This window comes from Streptococcus penaeicida (assembly GCF_002887775.1).
Lineage (GTDB): Bacteria > Bacillota > Bacilli > Lactobacillales > Streptococcaceae > Streptococcus > Streptococcus penaeicida.
This window is the reverse complement of sequence record NZ_LOCM01000030.1, coordinates 37,254-51,986: the sequence shown is the minus strand read 5'-3', so window position 1 is coordinate 51,986 and position 14,733 is coordinate 37,254. Positions and strand designations below refer to the sequence as shown.

General features: G+C 40.0%; 20 protein-coding genes and 1 pseudogene. 2 read left to right on the top strand and 19 right to left on the bottom strand.

Features of this window, described 5'->3' with window-relative positions:
* Nucleotides 1–6 precede the first annotated feature (6 nt).
* The 7 genes from AT575_RS08180 to AT575_RS08150 all read right to left on the bottom strand — a co-directional run bounded on the left by AT575_RS08180 (nt 7) and on the right by AT575_RS08150 (nt 5,235).
* Complete coding sequence (locus tag AT575_RS08180) at nt 7–891, bottom strand: ABC transporter permease (protein WP_102777920.1); 885 nt, start codon at nt 889–891, stop codon at nt 7–9.
* A 22-nt stretch (nt 892–913) separates the two neighbouring features.
* On the bottom strand, nt 914–1,876 hold the full coding sequence (locus tag AT575_RS08175) for an ABC transporter substrate-binding protein (RefSeq protein WP_102777919.1): 963 nt from the start codon (nt 1,874–1,876) through the stop codon (nt 914–916).
* A 13-nt stretch (nt 1,877–1,889) separates the two neighbouring features.
* Complete coding sequence (locus tag AT575_RS08170) at nt 1,890–2,846, bottom strand: ABC transporter substrate-binding protein (protein WP_102777918.1); 957 nt, start codon at nt 2,844–2,846, stop codon at nt 1,890–1,892.
* Between the two features lie 481 nt (nt 2,847–3,327).
* On the bottom strand, nt 3,328–3,723 hold the full coding sequence (locus tag AT575_RS08165; protein ID WP_102777917.1) for a single-stranded DNA-binding protein: 396 nt from the start codon (nt 3,721–3,723) through the stop codon (nt 3,328–3,330).
* Between the two features lie 267 nt (nt 3,724–3,990).
* Nucleotides 3,991–4,617: a YtpR family tRNA-binding protein gene (gene ytpR, locus AT575_RS08160; RefSeq protein WP_102777916.1), complete on the bottom strand. Its 627-nt coding sequence runs from the start codon at nt 4,615–4,617 to the stop codon at nt 3,991–3,993.
* 14 nt (nt 4,618–4,631) lie between these two features.
* Nucleotides 4,632–4,952 carry a thioredoxin family protein gene (locus AT575_RS08155; protein ID WP_102777915.1) on the bottom strand — a complete coding sequence of 107 codons (321 nt, stop codon included), beginning with the start codon at nt 4,950–4,952 and terminating at the stop codon, nt 4,632–4,634.
* Nucleotides 4,945–5,235 (bottom strand): DUF4651 domain-containing protein, encoded by a 291-nt coding sequence (locus AT575_RS08150; RefSeq protein WP_102777979.1) that lies wholly within the window; start codon nt 5,233–5,235, stop codon nt 4,945–4,947. The genes AT575_RS08155 and AT575_RS08150 overlap by 8 nt, the downstream gene beginning before the upstream one ends.
* Nucleotides 5,236–5,430: 195 nt before the next feature.
* On the opposite strand from AT575_RS08150, the gene pepA reads away from it, so the two are divergent.
* Both pepA and proC read left to right on the top strand, forming a co-directional pair.
* On the top strand, nt 5,431–6,495 hold the full coding sequence (gene pepA / locus AT575_RS08145; protein ID WP_102777914.1) for a glutamyl aminopeptidase: 1,065 nt from the start codon (nt 5,431–5,433) through the stop codon (nt 6,493–6,495).
* Between the two features lie 9 nt (nt 6,496–6,504).
* Nucleotides 6,505–7,275: a pyrroline-5-carboxylate reductase gene (gene proC, locus AT575_RS08140; RefSeq protein WP_102777913.1), complete on the top strand. Its 771-nt coding sequence runs from the start codon at nt 6,505–6,507 to the stop codon at nt 7,273–7,275.
* Nucleotides 7,276–7,309: 34 nt separating this feature from the next.
* On the opposite strand, the gene AT575_RS08135 is transcribed toward proC, so the two are convergent.
* The 12 genes and pseudogenes from AT575_RS08135 to comGA form a co-directional block, all read right to left on the bottom strand.
* On the bottom strand, nt 7,310–7,951 hold the full coding sequence (locus AT575_RS08135; RefSeq protein ID WP_102777912.1) for a CPBP family intramembrane glutamic endopeptidase: 642 nt from the start codon (nt 7,949–7,951) through the stop codon (nt 7,310–7,312).
* A gap of 9 nt (nt 7,952–7,960) precedes the next feature.
* Entirely contained in the window at nt 7,961–8,413 is a 453-nt protein-coding gene (locus AT575_RS08130) for a hypothetical protein (RefSeq protein WP_102777911.1), read from the bottom strand.
* Nucleotides 8,413–8,618 (bottom strand): annotated as a pseudogene (locus AT575_RS08125) (helix-turn-helix transcriptional regulator). The gene AT575_RS08130 and the pseudogene AT575_RS08125 overlap by 1 nt, the downstream one beginning before the upstream one ends.
* Before the next feature lie 113 nt (nt 8,619–8,731).
* The gene (locus tag AT575_RS08120; protein ID WP_102777910.1) at nt 8,732–9,925 is read right to left on the bottom strand and encodes an acetate kinase; all 1,194 of its coding nucleotides are present in this window, start codon (nt 9,923–9,925) and stop codon (nt 8,732–8,734) included.
* A 55-nt stretch (nt 9,926–9,980) separates the two neighbouring features.
* Nucleotides 9,981–10,937 carry a class I SAM-dependent methyltransferase gene (locus AT575_RS08115; protein ID WP_102777909.1) on the bottom strand — a complete coding sequence of 319 codons (957 nt, stop codon included), beginning with the start codon at nt 10,935–10,937 and terminating at the stop codon, nt 9,981–9,983.
* Nucleotides 10,938–10,977: 40 nt separating this feature from the next.
* Nucleotides 10,978–11,415: a competence type IV pilus minor pilin ComGG gene (comGG, locus tag AT575_RS08110; protein WP_102777908.1), complete on the bottom strand. Its 438-nt coding sequence runs from the start codon at nt 11,413–11,415 to the stop codon at nt 10,978–10,980.
* Nucleotides 11,393–11,713: a ComGF family competence protein gene (locus tag AT575_RS08105; RefSeq protein WP_245871518.1), complete on the bottom strand. Its 321-nt coding sequence runs from the start codon at nt 11,711–11,713 to the stop codon at nt 11,393–11,395. The genes comGG and AT575_RS08105 overlap by 23 nt, the downstream gene beginning before the upstream one ends.
* Nucleotides 11,714–11,812: 99 nt before the next feature.
* Nucleotides 11,813–12,067 (bottom strand): competence type IV pilus minor pilin ComGE, encoded by a 255-nt coding sequence (comGE, locus tag AT575_RS08100; protein ID WP_165778663.1) that lies wholly within the window; start codon nt 12,065–12,067, stop codon nt 11,813–11,815.
* A gap of 10 nt (nt 12,068–12,077) precedes the next feature.
* Nucleotides 12,078–12,506 (bottom strand): competence type IV pilus minor pilin ComGD, encoded by a 429-nt coding sequence (gene comGD, locus AT575_RS11010; RefSeq protein WP_102777906.1) that lies wholly within the window; start codon nt 12,504–12,506, stop codon nt 12,078–12,080.
* Nucleotides 12,466–12,792, bottom strand: a complete 327-nt coding sequence (comGC, locus tag AT575_RS08090; protein ID WP_102777905.1) for a competence type IV pilus major pilin ComGC — start codon at nt 12,790–12,792, stop codon at nt 12,466–12,468. The genes comGD and comGC overlap by 41 nt, the downstream gene beginning before the upstream one ends.
* Nucleotides 12,792–13,823 carry a competence type IV pilus assembly protein ComGB gene (comGB, locus tag AT575_RS08085; RefSeq protein ID WP_165778662.1) on the bottom strand — a complete coding sequence of 344 codons (1,032 nt, stop codon included), beginning with the start codon at nt 13,821–13,823 and terminating at the stop codon, nt 12,792–12,794. Before comGB ends, comGC begins: the two co-directional genes overlap by 1 nt.
* A complete protein-coding gene (comGA, locus tag AT575_RS08080) occupies nt 13,762–14,700 on the bottom strand; it encodes a competence type IV pilus ATPase ComGA (protein WP_102777904.1) in 939 nt (312 codons plus the stop codon). Before comGA ends, comGB begins: the two co-directional genes overlap by 62 nt.
* Nucleotides 14,701–14,733: the final 33 nt, after the last annotated feature.

Sequence of the window (14,733 nt, the reverse complement as noted above, 5' to 3'; positions counted from 1 at the left end):
TTGCTCCTAACTAAGTTTTAGCTGACGAATCTTCAACTTCTTCTGCAATTCAGGGATAAAGAGGACAGTCGCTAAGAGGATGGCTGAGAAAAGCTTAACCAAATCAGCGTCCATGCCTGGAATAGAGAGAATTGCCAGTATAATCAGACGGTAAATGATAGAACCAAGAACCACTGAGGCTAGGCGCCAACCAATGCTGAGGTTACGAATAACGACTTCGGCAATGATAATTGATGCTAAGCCAATAACGATGGTCCCCACACCAGAATTGAGATCGGCGTAACCATTATTTTGACAGAGAAGTGCCCCACAAAGCGCAATCAGTCCATTTGAGAGCATATAGCCCAATATCTTCATATTGTCCGTATTAATCCCGTTAGATTCACTCATAGGGATGTTGTCTCCGGTTGATCGCAGAGCTAGACCAATTTGCGTTTTCATTAACAAAGTTAGGAATACGATAACAAGCAGGACAAAGATGCCTCCTATAATCATGACAGAAGCCGTTTTAGTGAAGCCCATGTCGTAAAGTTCTGTAACTAATGTTTTCTGACCTAAGAGAGCCACGTTTGCCTTACCGAGAACTTTAAGGTTGATAGAATACAAACCAGTCAGAGTAACAATCCCTGTTAGCAGAGCAGGAATCTTTAATTTAGTGTGTATCAAGCCAGAGACTAACCCTGCGCCAAGGCCACCGGCAAAGGCAAGTAGGGTTGCGACTAAGGGATTGAGACCAGAGACAATGGCAGTCGCACAGACAGCCGCGCCTAAAGGATAGGACCCTTCTGCTGTTAAGTCAGCAATATCTAAGATTCGAAATGTGATGTAAACCCCGATAGCCATTACCGACCATAAGAGGCCTTGAGATAAACTGGATAAAATCAGTGCCATGAAAACTCCTTTTTCTAAATGCTTATTTTACTGAGAGATGTGAAACATCAATGCCTAATTTTTTAGCTAAATCCTTGTTAATATGAAGCTCTAATTTTTTTGGTGCTTCTACTGGTGTTTTAGCTGGGTCTTGACCTTTAAGAATCTTAACGGCTTGCTTAGCCACTTGTTTCCCAAGTTCCTTGTAGTTTGTGCCGTAAGTTAAGAGACCGCCGGCATCAACCATGTCAGTTGAGCCACCAATAACTGGAACATGATGCTCAACTGACAATTCACCAATCATGGTCATGGTTGAAGCTACGGTGTTATCAGTCGGAACAAAGAGGGCATCTGCTGTCTTCATCAAACTGTTAGTGGCATCTTGGACATCATTGGTTGACGAAATTCCTTTTTTAACCACCTTATAACCTGCTTTTTTGAGGTATTTTTCAGCTTCTTTAACCTGAACCTCTGAATTCCGTTCACTTGAAGTGTAAAGAATTCCGATTTCTTTAGCCTTTGGTAAAGCTTGTTTTAAAAGGTCTACCTGTTTATTGATTGGTGCCTGGTCGCTGGTTCCTGTTATAAGACCGCCAGGTTTTTTAAGGCTTTGAACGAGATCAGCCGACATGGGGTCCGTTACAGCCGTGAAAACCACTGGTTTATCTGTTGAAACTGTGGCTAAGGATTGGGCTGCAGGTGTGGCAATGGCTAAAATCAAATCACTTTTCTTAACTAGCTGTTCTGAAATGGTCTGGAGATTAGACTGGTCTCCTTGGGCATTTTGATAATCAAGGGTCAGGTTTTTCCCGGAAACATATCCTTCTTTCTTGAGCTCTGCTTCAAATCCCTTACGGGCTGCAGTTAGAGAATCATGTTCCATGTACTGAAGAATTCCAACTGTTACTTTTTCCTTTGGTGCTTGGCTATTGCCAGTCGTGGAACGACAGGCTACTAAACTTAAACTGGCTAGAGCAATTGCTAAATAACTGGCTATTTTTTTCATCTTTTTCCTCACTTTATTTGATGGCTGCTTTGAGTTGGGCCACATCCATTCCGATGGCTTTGGCCATGTCTTCATTGATTTTGATTTGGGCTTTTTGAGGCTTAGCAACGGGAATAGCTGAAACCTTTTTTCCTTTAAGGACTTTGACGGCTACTTGACCCGCCGCATGACCAATGGCTTGGTAGTCGACACCTGATGTCAGGAGAACTGCATCAAGGTAGGCTGCATCGCTACCGAGGGCTGGTACCTTAACCTCCTTTAAGACTTGTCCAATGGTTGAGGCTGTTGAAGCTACGGTGTTGTCCGTTGGCAGGTAGACGGCGTCCACTTGGCTGGCCAGGCTGGTCATGACTTGTTGGACATCATTACTTGTAGTAACGGTTTTTATAATGACCTTGATGCCTTTCTTAGTTAGAGCCTTTTTAGCCTGATTGGCCTGGGTTTGAGAGTTGACTTCACTAGAGTTATAAAAGATACCAACCGTTTTTGCTTTGGGTAAAACCTTTGTCAACAAGTCAATTTGCTGCTTAACATCACCAGCATCAATAGAACCAGTAGCTGATCTCCCAGGCTTGTCTAGAGATTTGACCAAGCCAGCTGAGACAGGGTCGGTGACTGCCGTAAAAATCGTTGGGGTCTCTTGGTCGGCATTGACCATAGCTTGCGCTGCTGGTGTAGCAATGGCAAAGTTAAGGTCATTCTTACCTGCCAATTGTTCAACCATGGTTTGCAAGTTGGCTTGTTCCCCTTGGGCATTTTTTTCAGTCACTTGTAAATTCTTACCTTCTTTGTAACCGGCTTCTGCCAAGGCTTTGATAAAACCTTGGCGAGCAGCATCTAAAGCAGGGTGTTCGGCATACTGAACAATACCAATTTTGTAATGATCTTTTTGAGCAACCTTATCTTGTCGGCAGGCTGTCAAAGTCAGTAAAACTAGGGCAATAATCGTAAATCGAGATATTTTTTTCATGATTTCCTCTTTCTGGGTATAAAAATAAGACCATTTAGAAATATCTAAATGGTCTTATACAAATACAGAGGTATAAGAAGATACACTGATAGGGTGCCCACTTAGATATTTTTTATCTATGTGGACCTACAACTCAAATAGCCTTTAGCCCCATAGATACAAACTGACGTTGTAACGTGTTTGTATCCATGGGTACCATGTCTACAAACACTATCTAAAGAAGCTAAAGTAATAACGGTTGTTAATCGTTTGAGTTGTCTTACTTGGAACCATACCAGTGACCTCCTCTTTCTTTTCCTTTAATTTTTTTAAATTATAAGGCAATTTTTTGAGACTGTCAAGGCATAACTTTTCTGAATCTGCATTTTCGGGCAATTTTTGTGCAAATATTCTGATAATTAAAACCGTAACAAAGCCCGAAAGTAAAGGCTTTCTGGACAAGTTCTCTGACTAGGAAAAATTTTTTAAAAAAATTTTTTAATTAGAAAGGCAATTGAGCTTGATCAAGGACTAAATCATCTAAATCATCGGTCATATTATTTTCACGTAAAGCTCTTTGGGCTCGACTTTCTAATAGCTGAAAAGATTGGCAAAGTACCTCGGTCATGTAAGACATTTTTCCTTCTTTTTCATATTTGCGAGTTCTTAACTCACCATCCAAGGACATCAAACTTCCCTTACTACCATAAGAAGCTAAGCTCTCAGCTAATTTTCCCCAAAGTACCAAGTTCACAAAATCAACCTGTCGTTCACCATCCGCATTTTTAAAACGACGATTGACCGCAATCGAAACCCGACAAACATGCTTATCTTTTGGGGTTGTTATCAGTTCAGGGTCGGCCACTAAACGACCTATCAAAATTACACGATTATACATATGTTTTTCCTCCTAATTGATAATTCGAAAAAATTTGCTGAAAATGGTGTCTGATAGTCACTTTTTTTAAATTTTTTTATGTAAGATACTAGGGACTTTCATTTTTAGAAATCTCTATGGGAATCTTGCATAAGCGAGCTATTCTTTTGAGTCATCTTTCGATAGACTTCTTACATTTATCGAACTTTTAATATTAAGAAATTTTTTCCTTTTTCATCAAAAAAAGCCCCTGGTCTAATGACCAAGGACATATTTTTCTTCTTTATTTTAAGCCTTCCAGTGTTTAGCTGGATCAAAAGCTTCCCCTACTACTGCAGTCTCATCTAATTCAATGATACCACGTTTTTGTGGTGCGTTTGGAAGGGCTAATTCACGGGGTGAGCACATCATACCATAGGAATCTTGTCCTCGCAGTTTACCTGGGAAAATCAAGCTGCCACTTGGCATCATAGCACCTGGGAGGGCGACGATAGTCTTTAAGCCCAAAGCTGCGTTTGGAGCGCCAGCGACGATTTGAACTGTTTTGTCTTGTCCGATAGCTACTTGGCAGATGTTGAAGTGGTCGCTATCTGGATGGGCTACCATCTCAGTGATTTCTCCCACGACAAAGACTGGTTCTTGACTAGCTTCAAACTTTTCAGCGAAGCCTTCTTTAGCTAGTTCTGCATTGAGAATTTCAATGTCTGCTTCTGATAGGAAGACCTGGCCATTGCCTTTTATTTCCAAAAGGGAAGAAGCCTCAAAAATGTTCCAAGCTAAGGTTCTGCCATCTTCTAAGGCATAAACACGCGCCACTTTGCCTTTGCGCTTAACGTAACGTTTAATGGCTTTTGTGTCTTCAAGAATGACCATCAAAACGTCGCCAACTTGTTCTTTATTATATGCGAAAATCATCGATACTTCCTTTTCTATTTGCTATAGTCTGCTAAAAATTGATTAATTTCAGATTTGGTTTTTCGAAGCTTGCTGACAAAACGGCCAACTTCTTGCCCCTTCTCAAGGAAAATAAAACTAGGGATGCCAAAGACATTCCACTCTTGAGCCACTTCCATAAAATCATCCCGATTGACACGGACGAAAGTGAATTGAGGATTTTCAGCCTCAATGTCAGGCATGACCGGATAGATAAACTGGCAATCTGGACACCAATCAGCGGTAAAAAAGAGAAGGACTTTCTCCTCTGCTTCAATCAATTGGGCCAGTTCTTCATAAGTATTTGGACTAATCATGAGCCTGCTCCTCCTGATAAACAATATCGCCTTTGCGGTAAGTAAAGCTGTATTCTCGACCATCAGAAAGGACGACACCCCCACTATGACTGCCTTTCTCAGATACCGTCTGATCAAAATAGACCACCGCAATTTCACCCATTTCAGCGAAAAACTGACGCAAATCAGCCGTCATTTTTTCCTTTTGATACTCTTCGTATTTGTCTTTAATCACCAAACCTAGAACAGCTAGCGCCGAAATGCCGACTAGACCGGTAAGACTCTTCATTCTATTATTTTTCATACTCTTCATTTTATCATAATTTTGGGGAAATAGGCTAGCGCGATTCCTAGGAATTCAGTCTATGAACATGAGAAGAAGACAAATAGCCAAGGTCAGCTAAAAGTGGTAGAATAAAAGGGATAGTTAAAGCTTTCATAGGCTTACTTGCAAGCTAGAAAGTTGATTACAAAAGCACAAAAGAGAATGGAGATCTAAATGTCAGATTTATTTGCAAAAATTAAAGAAGTTACTGAATTAGATGGTATTGCAGGTTATGAGCATAATGTCCGCAACTTCCTTCGCCAAAAAATGACACCCCTCGTTGACCGTGTGGAAACCGATGGTCTTGGTGGTATTTTTGGGATTAAAGACAGCAAAGCTGAAGACGCTCCCCGTATTTTAGTGGCAGCCCATATGGACGAAGTTGGTTTCATGGTCAGTAATATTAATGACAACGGGACGCTTGGTGTTGTTGAAATTGGTGGTTGGAATCCACTGGTTGTCAGCTCACAACGTTTTACTCTTTATACCCGTGAAGGCAAAGCTATTCCAGTGGTTTCAGGTTCTGTTCCTCCTCACTTCCTACGTGGTGGTGGCAATGCGGGCCTACCAAGTATTTCAGATATTACTTTTGATGCTGGTTTTGCAGATAAAGCTGAGGCTGAAAGCTATGGCTTAGCTCCTGGTGACATCATTGTCCCTCAATCAGAAACCATCTTGACAGCCAACAAAAAGAACATCATCTCTAAAGCTTGGGATAACCGTTACGGTGTCCTCATGGTTACAGAACTCTTAGGAGCGATCAAAGACCAAGAGCTTAAAAATACATTAATTGCCGGTGCCAATGTGCAAGAAGAAGTTGGATTACGCGGTGCCCACGTCTCAACTACAAAATTTGACCCAGAACTCTTCTTTGCTGTAGACTGCTCACCAGCAGGTGACATCAATGGCAACCAAGGTGCTATCGGCGGCGGAACCCTCCTTCGCTTCTACGATCCAGGCCATGTCATGTTAAAAGACATGCGTGATTTCTTATTAACAACTGCTGAAGAAGCCGGTGTTAAATTCCAATACTATTGTGCCAAAGGTGGTACCGATGCCGGGGCAGCCCATTTGAAAAACCAAGGTGTACCTTCAACAACCATCGGTGTTTGTGCCCGTTACATTCACTCCCACCAAAGCCTTTATGCCATGGATGACTTCCTTGAAGCGCAAGCTTACCTCCAAGCCATCGTTAAAAAATTAGACCGCTCAACCGTTGATTTAATCAAAAAATATTAGGAGACCTCTATGAAAATCGGAATTATTGGCGTTGGCAAAATGGCCACGGCTGTCATTCAGGGGCTCAGAAAGGGGCAGGACCAGCTGATTATCTCTGGTTCTAGCCTAGACCGCTCTAAGGAAATTGCTGAGCAGTTAGAGGTCGCCTATGCCCAGTCCCACCAAGACTTGTTGGACCAAGTAGACTTAGTCATTCTTGGCATCAAACCACAAGTCTATGAGACCGTGCTGGCTCCCTTGACCTTCAAGCAACCCGTTATGTCTATGGCAGCAGGTGTCACCCTAGCCAAGCTAGCAGAATTAGTAGGCACTGACCTACCAATCATCCGCATCATGCCTAACATGAATGCCCAAATCCTCAAAAGCACCACCGCACTCACTTTTAATGACAACGTTAGACCAGATTTGAAAGCAAAATGCCAGGAGATTGTGGCTTCTTTTGGTTCTTGCTTTGAAATTGCAGAGAAAGATTTTGATACTTTCACGGCCTTAGCTGGCTCTAGTCCTGCCTATATCTATCTCTTTATTGAAGCCATGGCTAAAGCCGGTGTTGCTCACGGACTTCCTAAGGACAAGGCATTAGAAATTGTTAGTCAGACGGTTCTAGCCAGTGCTGATCAATTATTACAGGGCCAAGATAGCCCTCATAGCTTAATTGACAAGATTTGCAGTCCGGGAGGCACAACCATTGCCGGGCTCTTAGAGCTTGAACGGACTGGTCTCACGGCTTCTGTCAGCGCAGCTATTGACAAAACTATCGAAAAAGCCAAAAAAATGTAAAAAAATGAGCTAAGAAAATTCTTAGCTCTTATTTTTATTGTAAGAATAGCATGAGGAGGACCGCTAGTCCATTGTTGATAGCGTGGATGGCGATGGTATAGCTTAATTTGTTGGTCATCATGTAGACAAACCCTAAGACCAAGCCCATACCACCATAGATGATCCAAGAACCGATGTCTGATGGCATATGGATCAAGCCAAAGAGGAGACTACTTAGGATGAGACCAAGCCAAGACTTGTAGCCAAATGCTTTGCCATAGACGAGGCCTCGGAAGATTAACTCCTCAATCATTGGAGCTACGACTGCCGCTAGAATAAAGAGGAGGATGGGATGTAAACCAGCTTTTTCCAAGGCAGCTTGATTGACTGTGTTAGCCTTTGCACCATGCTCAAGAAAGAGAATAATACCACCAATCATTTTACTGATGGTCAGTCCAGCAAAACCGACCCCTACCCAGACAATAGGTCCGTAATCGGAAATTTTTTCGGTGTCAAAGAAGCCTAGTTTTTTAGCTAGCCACCAGCCAGCGATAACCACTCCAAGCATGACTAGTGAGAGGAGTGCAACTTGCCAAAGGGGTTGCCCTTTTTTCATAAAGAGCATTGGTGCTTGCTCGATAACCAGTACCGCAAATGCCAGTAAGAACCATTTTAATCTTGATAGTGTATTTCCCATGTTTTCTCCTTACATGAATCGTTTCAGAAGTATATCCGTTCCAAAAAAGGACAGGATAATGACGTATAAATCAGCCGCTAAGAAATAACGGAGGTCAAAATTGACCTTGAAAAAAGCATTGAGAACGAGGACCAGAATGATAAGCAAAATCTGCAGGACCAAGGTCGTTGCCGAAGCTGCTAATAAAATAGCGTGATTGCGTTCGTCCTTACTCTCAATATAAGCTTCCTTGAGTTTCTTTTCATTATGAAGAACTAAGTAGTTCCTTATGGTTAAAGCCAACAAAGCAATGGACATCCCCCAGACAAATCCTTTAGTGTAGGAGTTGAAATGCATTTGCCAATTTAAAATAACTAAAAAAAGAGCTAAGATGATAGCAAAGATCGAAGCTAGCCTATAGGACTTGATATAAGCTTCAAAACTTTTTTCTTTGCTTAAATAATTAATAAATCTGGTAATCATTATTCTTTCCCACTTTCTTCATAGATAAAGATGTCTTCAATCTTCAATTCGAAGAAGTTAGCTAACTTAAAAGCTAATTCTAAAGAAGCATTATAGCGCCCCTTTTCCAATGAAATAATGGTTTGTCGAGTAACACTCATGGCTTCTGCAACTCTGCTTGACTAATCTTTTTTGCTTTTCGGAGCTCTTGTAGTCTATTTTCCATTTTTCCTCCAAAAGTATAACAAACTTTACATTTTTAGTATAGTTCACTTTACTTTTTTTGTCAAGAAAAATCTAATCACAAAGTGATTAGATTTTTGTTTTTGTTTTTAGTTCTTATTTTTGTCTTAAACGTTCCACGTCACGAGCGATACACAACTCTTCATCAGTTGAGATAACCAAAACTTTAACTTTTGATTCTGGTGTTGTGATTTCACCACGGTAACCAAAGACATTTTTCTCTGGATCAAGTTCCATACCGAACCATGATAAACCAGCAATAACATCTTGACGCATTAATGGCGCATTTTCACCCATTCCTGCTGTAAAGACAAGAACATCAGCACCATTTAATACTGCGAAGTATTGACCAATGTATTTTTTAATACGGTCAATAAACATGTTGTAAGCTAATACAGCTTCCGGATTTTTTTCTTGAAGACCAGCTTCGATATCACGCATATCGCTTGAGATACCTGATACGCCACCTAAACCAGATTGTTTGTTAAGCATGTTGATAGCATCAGCAGCATCTTTCAATTCTGGGTCACGTTCAATGATGTAAGGAATGATCGCTGGATCAATATCACCAGAACGTGTTCCCATCATTGGCCCTGCAAGCGGAGTGAATCCCATTGAAGTATCAACTGATTCCCCGTGGTAGTTAGCTGTGATTGAAACACCATTACCGATATGAGCAGTAATGATTTTCAATTCTTCAACGGGACGACCTACCATTTTAGCAGCTTCTTGGGCTACATACTTGTGACTTGTTCCATGTGCTCCATATTTACGAACTTTATGTTCTTTGTAATATTTTTGTGGAATTGGATACAAGTAAGTATGTTTTTGCATTGTCATGTGGTAGGCATTGTCAAAAACACAAACACTAGTGATATCTGGTAAAATCTCACGGAAAGCGCGGATACCTGCAGCAGCTCCTGGATTGTGTAATGGTGCAAGTGCAGCAAGTTCTTCGACTTGTTCAACAACTTTTTCATCAACTAATACTGAATCATTAAAGTATTCACCACCAGCCACGATGCGGTGACCAACACCAGTAATTTCATCATAAGATGAAATGATATTGAAATGGATAAGGTCATTTAAAAGAATCTTAACAGCTTCTGTATGATCAGGGATATCTGTGATTTGCTCTTCTTTTTTGCCATCAAATTTAACAGTTGAGATAGAATCATTCAAACCAATACGTTCGATAATTCCTTGAGCAAGAACTGTTTCTTCTGGCATTTGATAAAGTTGCCATTTAAGACTTGAACTACCAGCATTAATTGCAATTGTTTTTGACATTTTTAACCTCTCTTGAAATCGTTTTCTGTAATACTATATAATTATACCAAAAATTTTATGAAAAAACATTATCTTGTTTCCATTTTTTGAATTCTTCCATAAAGGTTTGAATAGTTTCAGGCGTCTGCAAATCAGTTAGTGGGTAAACAAACGTCTCACCACTTTTTTCTGTATTTTTTTGCAAAACAATAATAGACTTGGCATTAGATGGGTGACCAAATAGTGACTCTGGCAAGGTGATTACTGCCTTAATTTGAGCATAACCTTGTAACCATTTTTTGAGGAGATCACTCTGTGCACTCACTAAAAGATTACTTGGAGCCAAGAAAATTGCATAACCGTTTTTCTTTAAGTATTTTAATGACTGCTCCATTAACAAATGATGAGCATAAGTGTGCCCATCCTGACTAGCGACTTGATAGCGTCCTGCAATCTCATCGTTCGGGTAATAACCGACCGGTAAGTCACTGAGGATAATATCACTCTCTTTTAAAACTTGAGGGCGAACTGCATCTTCTTGAACAAATTTTGCGGACGACCCAATAACTTCAGCAATACTTGCGGACAGATCTATCAAGAGATCATCCAACTCAATACCTAAATAATCAATCTTCTTTCTGCTGTTATTTAAAAGTGTTTGAGCTAAGTTGCCAGTCCCACTTCCAATTTCAAGAAGATCAATCGATTCCGCCGGCATCAATTCTTCAATTAAAAAGAGCATGATAAAACCAATAGAATCCGGTGTAAATTGATGGTTTGCCTGTAATTTCTCAGTTTGGCTTGCTTTTATAAAAACAAACTGAAAGGCACGGCGCCATTCTTCCTGACTCAATTGCAAGGCCCTTAAATCAATATTGTTCTTAAAAACCTCTTCTTTAGCTCCTTCTGCGCCAAGATAATAGGCATTTTGTTCAATAAGAGCATCGTAAATATTGGTTTTAATGTCATTCTCGATGAGTTGAGCATTTTCTAAAATAAGCTGAAAAGCTTTTTCAATTTTTTCAAAGTTCATACTGTTATCATATCAAAAAGAACCCTAAAAGAAAAGAAAGCTAGTTAGGAGCGGGAGATTTTTGAGAGTTTTGAGGCTGAGGGGACTCCTTATCTTTTTTCTTCCTCTCTTTCTTTTTCTTTCTTCCTTTAGACTGGTCCATGGACATTTCTTTCGACTTATCCAATTTCTTGACAAGTGGATAATCGAAAGTAAAGACTTGTCCATTTGTTAAAGTTACTGAAACTTCCATGCTATCTTCTAATTGGAGATAATCTGCCTTACCCTGGTCGAAAATCATGCTGCCACTAGCATTCCTTGCTGACATTTTGACATACTCACCTATCATCTGAGCTTGCAGATTTGCCATTTGAGCCTGGTGTTCCCTCTTATAATCAGCCACTTGCTTGAGGTAAACTTCCACCAAAGAAATGAAAACAGCAGTCATTAAAATGGCATAAACAAGGACACCTGCCCTAAGATTTTTCTTTAAAATCATAAATAAAGGTCCTTTCTAAGCCACTGGGCCAATAGAGTTTGATGGTAACTCTTTTATCCTTTTCGACCATGTTGACATCCGCCAAATTTAAGAGGAGCGGATGATAGCCGTGCCAATTGGCAGAAGCTTTGCGAAAGTCTTTTTTATCTGTAAAGCCAAAAGCAACCTCTTTTCCCTCTTTTTCTATGTAGAGACGTCCATTGCGAAGCTCCCGAAAATGAGCTCCCATACATTCTGCACGGAACTGTTGCGAAAAGAGAAGCCACTTATCCTGGTCGTTCTCCCGTAAATAGGCCATGTGTGAGAAGACCGAGCGACTCAGGCCTGATAGACCAGTAGCATTCCAGTAATGACAATGAGGGCAAGCAAAGACTCTACTAGGGTAAAAGCTGGCATTTTATTTTTCATTAATCTTGAATATTTCCTGTTTGTTTGCATTAATGCTCATTTCCTTTTCTTTCCTAGTAACCTCAATCTCATAACCGTTAATAGCCAGATGCCCTTCTCCCGTCTGCAGAGCCATCAAAGCAGCAACAAGGACTTCCTGCCGGCGACGCATTTGGGCAATCGCTTTTTCTTGTTGGTTGATAGCCTCGACAAACAGGCTAACGACTAAGACAAGAATGGCCGTTGCTAGTAGACTTTCAAACAAAATAAAAGCTTTAATCTGTCGTTTTTTGATAAGTACCACTCCCTAAATTGATTTGATAATGAATTTTTTCCTGGTCTGTTTGAAATGAAATTTTTGCTAAGGAGTGATTTCCTCCCATCTGATTTAAGCGGATTTTTCCTTGATATAAGAGCTTGACCCCATCTGGCAAATCTAAACAGCGCTCATTGCAATGAACACTATTACCGGTAAAAATCAGATAGGACTCTTTCTGCTTGAGCACACTCAACTTCTGACTATGACGGTAAAAATTTTCGAAGTTGATGAAGAAGAGATTTGTTTCTAAACTCTGATAAATGTGATTAACGGAACCAGACAGGGTTATGATAATAAAGCAACTTAGGCCCAAAGTCAGTAATGATTCAAAAAGGGTGAAAGCCCTAATCTTGGACCTTACGAGCTGGTTCTTTATGTTTTGCATAATAATCCTTATAGGCTTTGACTTGCTTTTCATTGATGTCTTTTTCGGCTAAGAGCTCACTCAGAGTTGGGTATTTCCCTTTATTCAACTCATACAGTTCCGCCTGACTCTCAACAACTTTGACCACAGCAGCATTCCCTTTTTGAGTGATTTCATCTTTTTGCTTACTCAAATTTGGAATAAAGAGTAACATGAGGACGCTGATGACTAACAAGACAATTAACATCTCTAGAAGTGTGAAAGCTTTTACCGAAACTTTCTTGCTATTTTCTACAAATTTTTTCATTAAATATTTCCTCCTATATTGTGATACATGGGTAATAGCAGAGCTGCATAAATCATGACAATGATGAGAGCAACTCCCAAAAAAATGAGGGGTTGAATCATTTGTGTAGCCTGTAATAATTTACGGAAGTAACTTTCCCAGACTAATTGGGCGTAAATTTCTAATTCTTGTCCTAATTTTCCTTTGGCCTGGCCATATTCAATCATCAATGATAATTCATCATGGAAAAATGAGTACTCTTTCACCTTCTCATGTAAAGCCTGGCCCTCTATGAATGACCTTTGCATGTCCTTGCCAAGTTCCTGCATGAGAACAGACTTTTCTGTAATCATTATGCCCAAAATATCACTAAGCTCAATCCCTTGAGCAATCAGATTCCCCCACTCACGCGCATAGTAGGCAGTCATATAGGACTTGATAAACGAAGAAATAAGAGGAAGTCGAGCATAGGCTTGAAGTTGTTTCATTCTCTCCATTTTATGCCAACGTATGGTCACTACTAAAGTCAATGCTAATATAGTGATGGCCATAATGAGTAAGTAGATTGGAAAATGACTCAAAAAAATTGTTAAAGCATTTTTTTGATCGATTTGAGGGAGCAAATACTGACGTAAGCCAATAACAATAACAACCAAAAAGGTAAGTAATATAATGGGGTAGGTAACAACTTCTAGTGTTTTTTGCCTAATATAGAGTTTTTGTTCTAAATAGTCCTTTATCTTAGCCAATGATTTTTCAGTGTTCCCGTGGGCTTCTGCTAAACTTAATTGGGTGACGATTCCTTCAGGATAACCCAAATTTTCCATCATTTCTGATAAAAGACGACCGCCAATTAAGTCATTTCGCATCCTCAGGCAATAGTCTTGACCGATAATTTTTGACTTTTCAAGAAAAGCAACCATTTCACTAAGGCTAAAGCCACTTTGACTGAGATTATGGAAAAGTTCAATCAGTTTAGCTTGCTTAGCACTAGCTAATTTCTTCCCAGTTTGCTTCTTCTTGAGTGATATGTCCTTGTTCAAGAAGGTCATTAATTTTCTTATTCCAATTGGTCTCGCTGTGGGTCTGGAATTTCTCGGTCGCATAATCAATAAGTCCTCCTCCTGCAATTAATCTTTGATAAGAAATAAATTTCAAACTTTGTTCCAGTTCTTGACTACTAATACCAAGTTCTAGTAATCTCTGATAGACACCAGGTATACTTTTAGCATGTACCGTCGAAAAGACCACAGCCCCTGTTAAACTGGCTCTTATCACTGCTCTAGCTGTCTCTTGGTCTCTAATTTCTCCAATTATTAAAAAATCTGGTCGATGTCTCAAGGATAATTTAATCAGATTATCATAAGTCATACCAATACTGTCATTAACCTGTATTTGCAGAAGACTATCATCTTGGACTTCTACTGGATCCTCGATTGTAATAACCTGTTTGTCTTTTCCTAAACGCGAAACTAATTGGTACATGAGGCTAGTTTTACCAGACCCAACTGGTCCCGCAAAAAGATACAGTCCCCTTCCAGAAATAACCTTCTCAACGTCTTTATGGAGGTCAAACCAATAATTAAGTCCAGCTTTTCTTTTGGCTAAGATTCTTATAACAAGACTTTCAAGACCCTTAAAATTACCTACCGTCGACAGTCGCATAGGTACAGATTTATCAGCCGCAATTGGGTATTGGCAAGATCCTAGCTGACAGCGTCGCTTTTCACCGACATTCATTCCAGCAATAAATTTAAAATGACTAATCAAGCTTGCCATTTCCTGTCGCTTATAATCAGCGATAAAGAGTTTTCTTTCACCCACTCGCATAAAAACTTGATAACGTTCTTGGTAGGGGATTATATAGATATCTTGCGCTTGTAACTCTAAGGCTTTTTCAATTAATTCTTGTCCAATCGTTTGTATCATTTCCAACCTCCTCAATCATTTATTCGCAAAAAA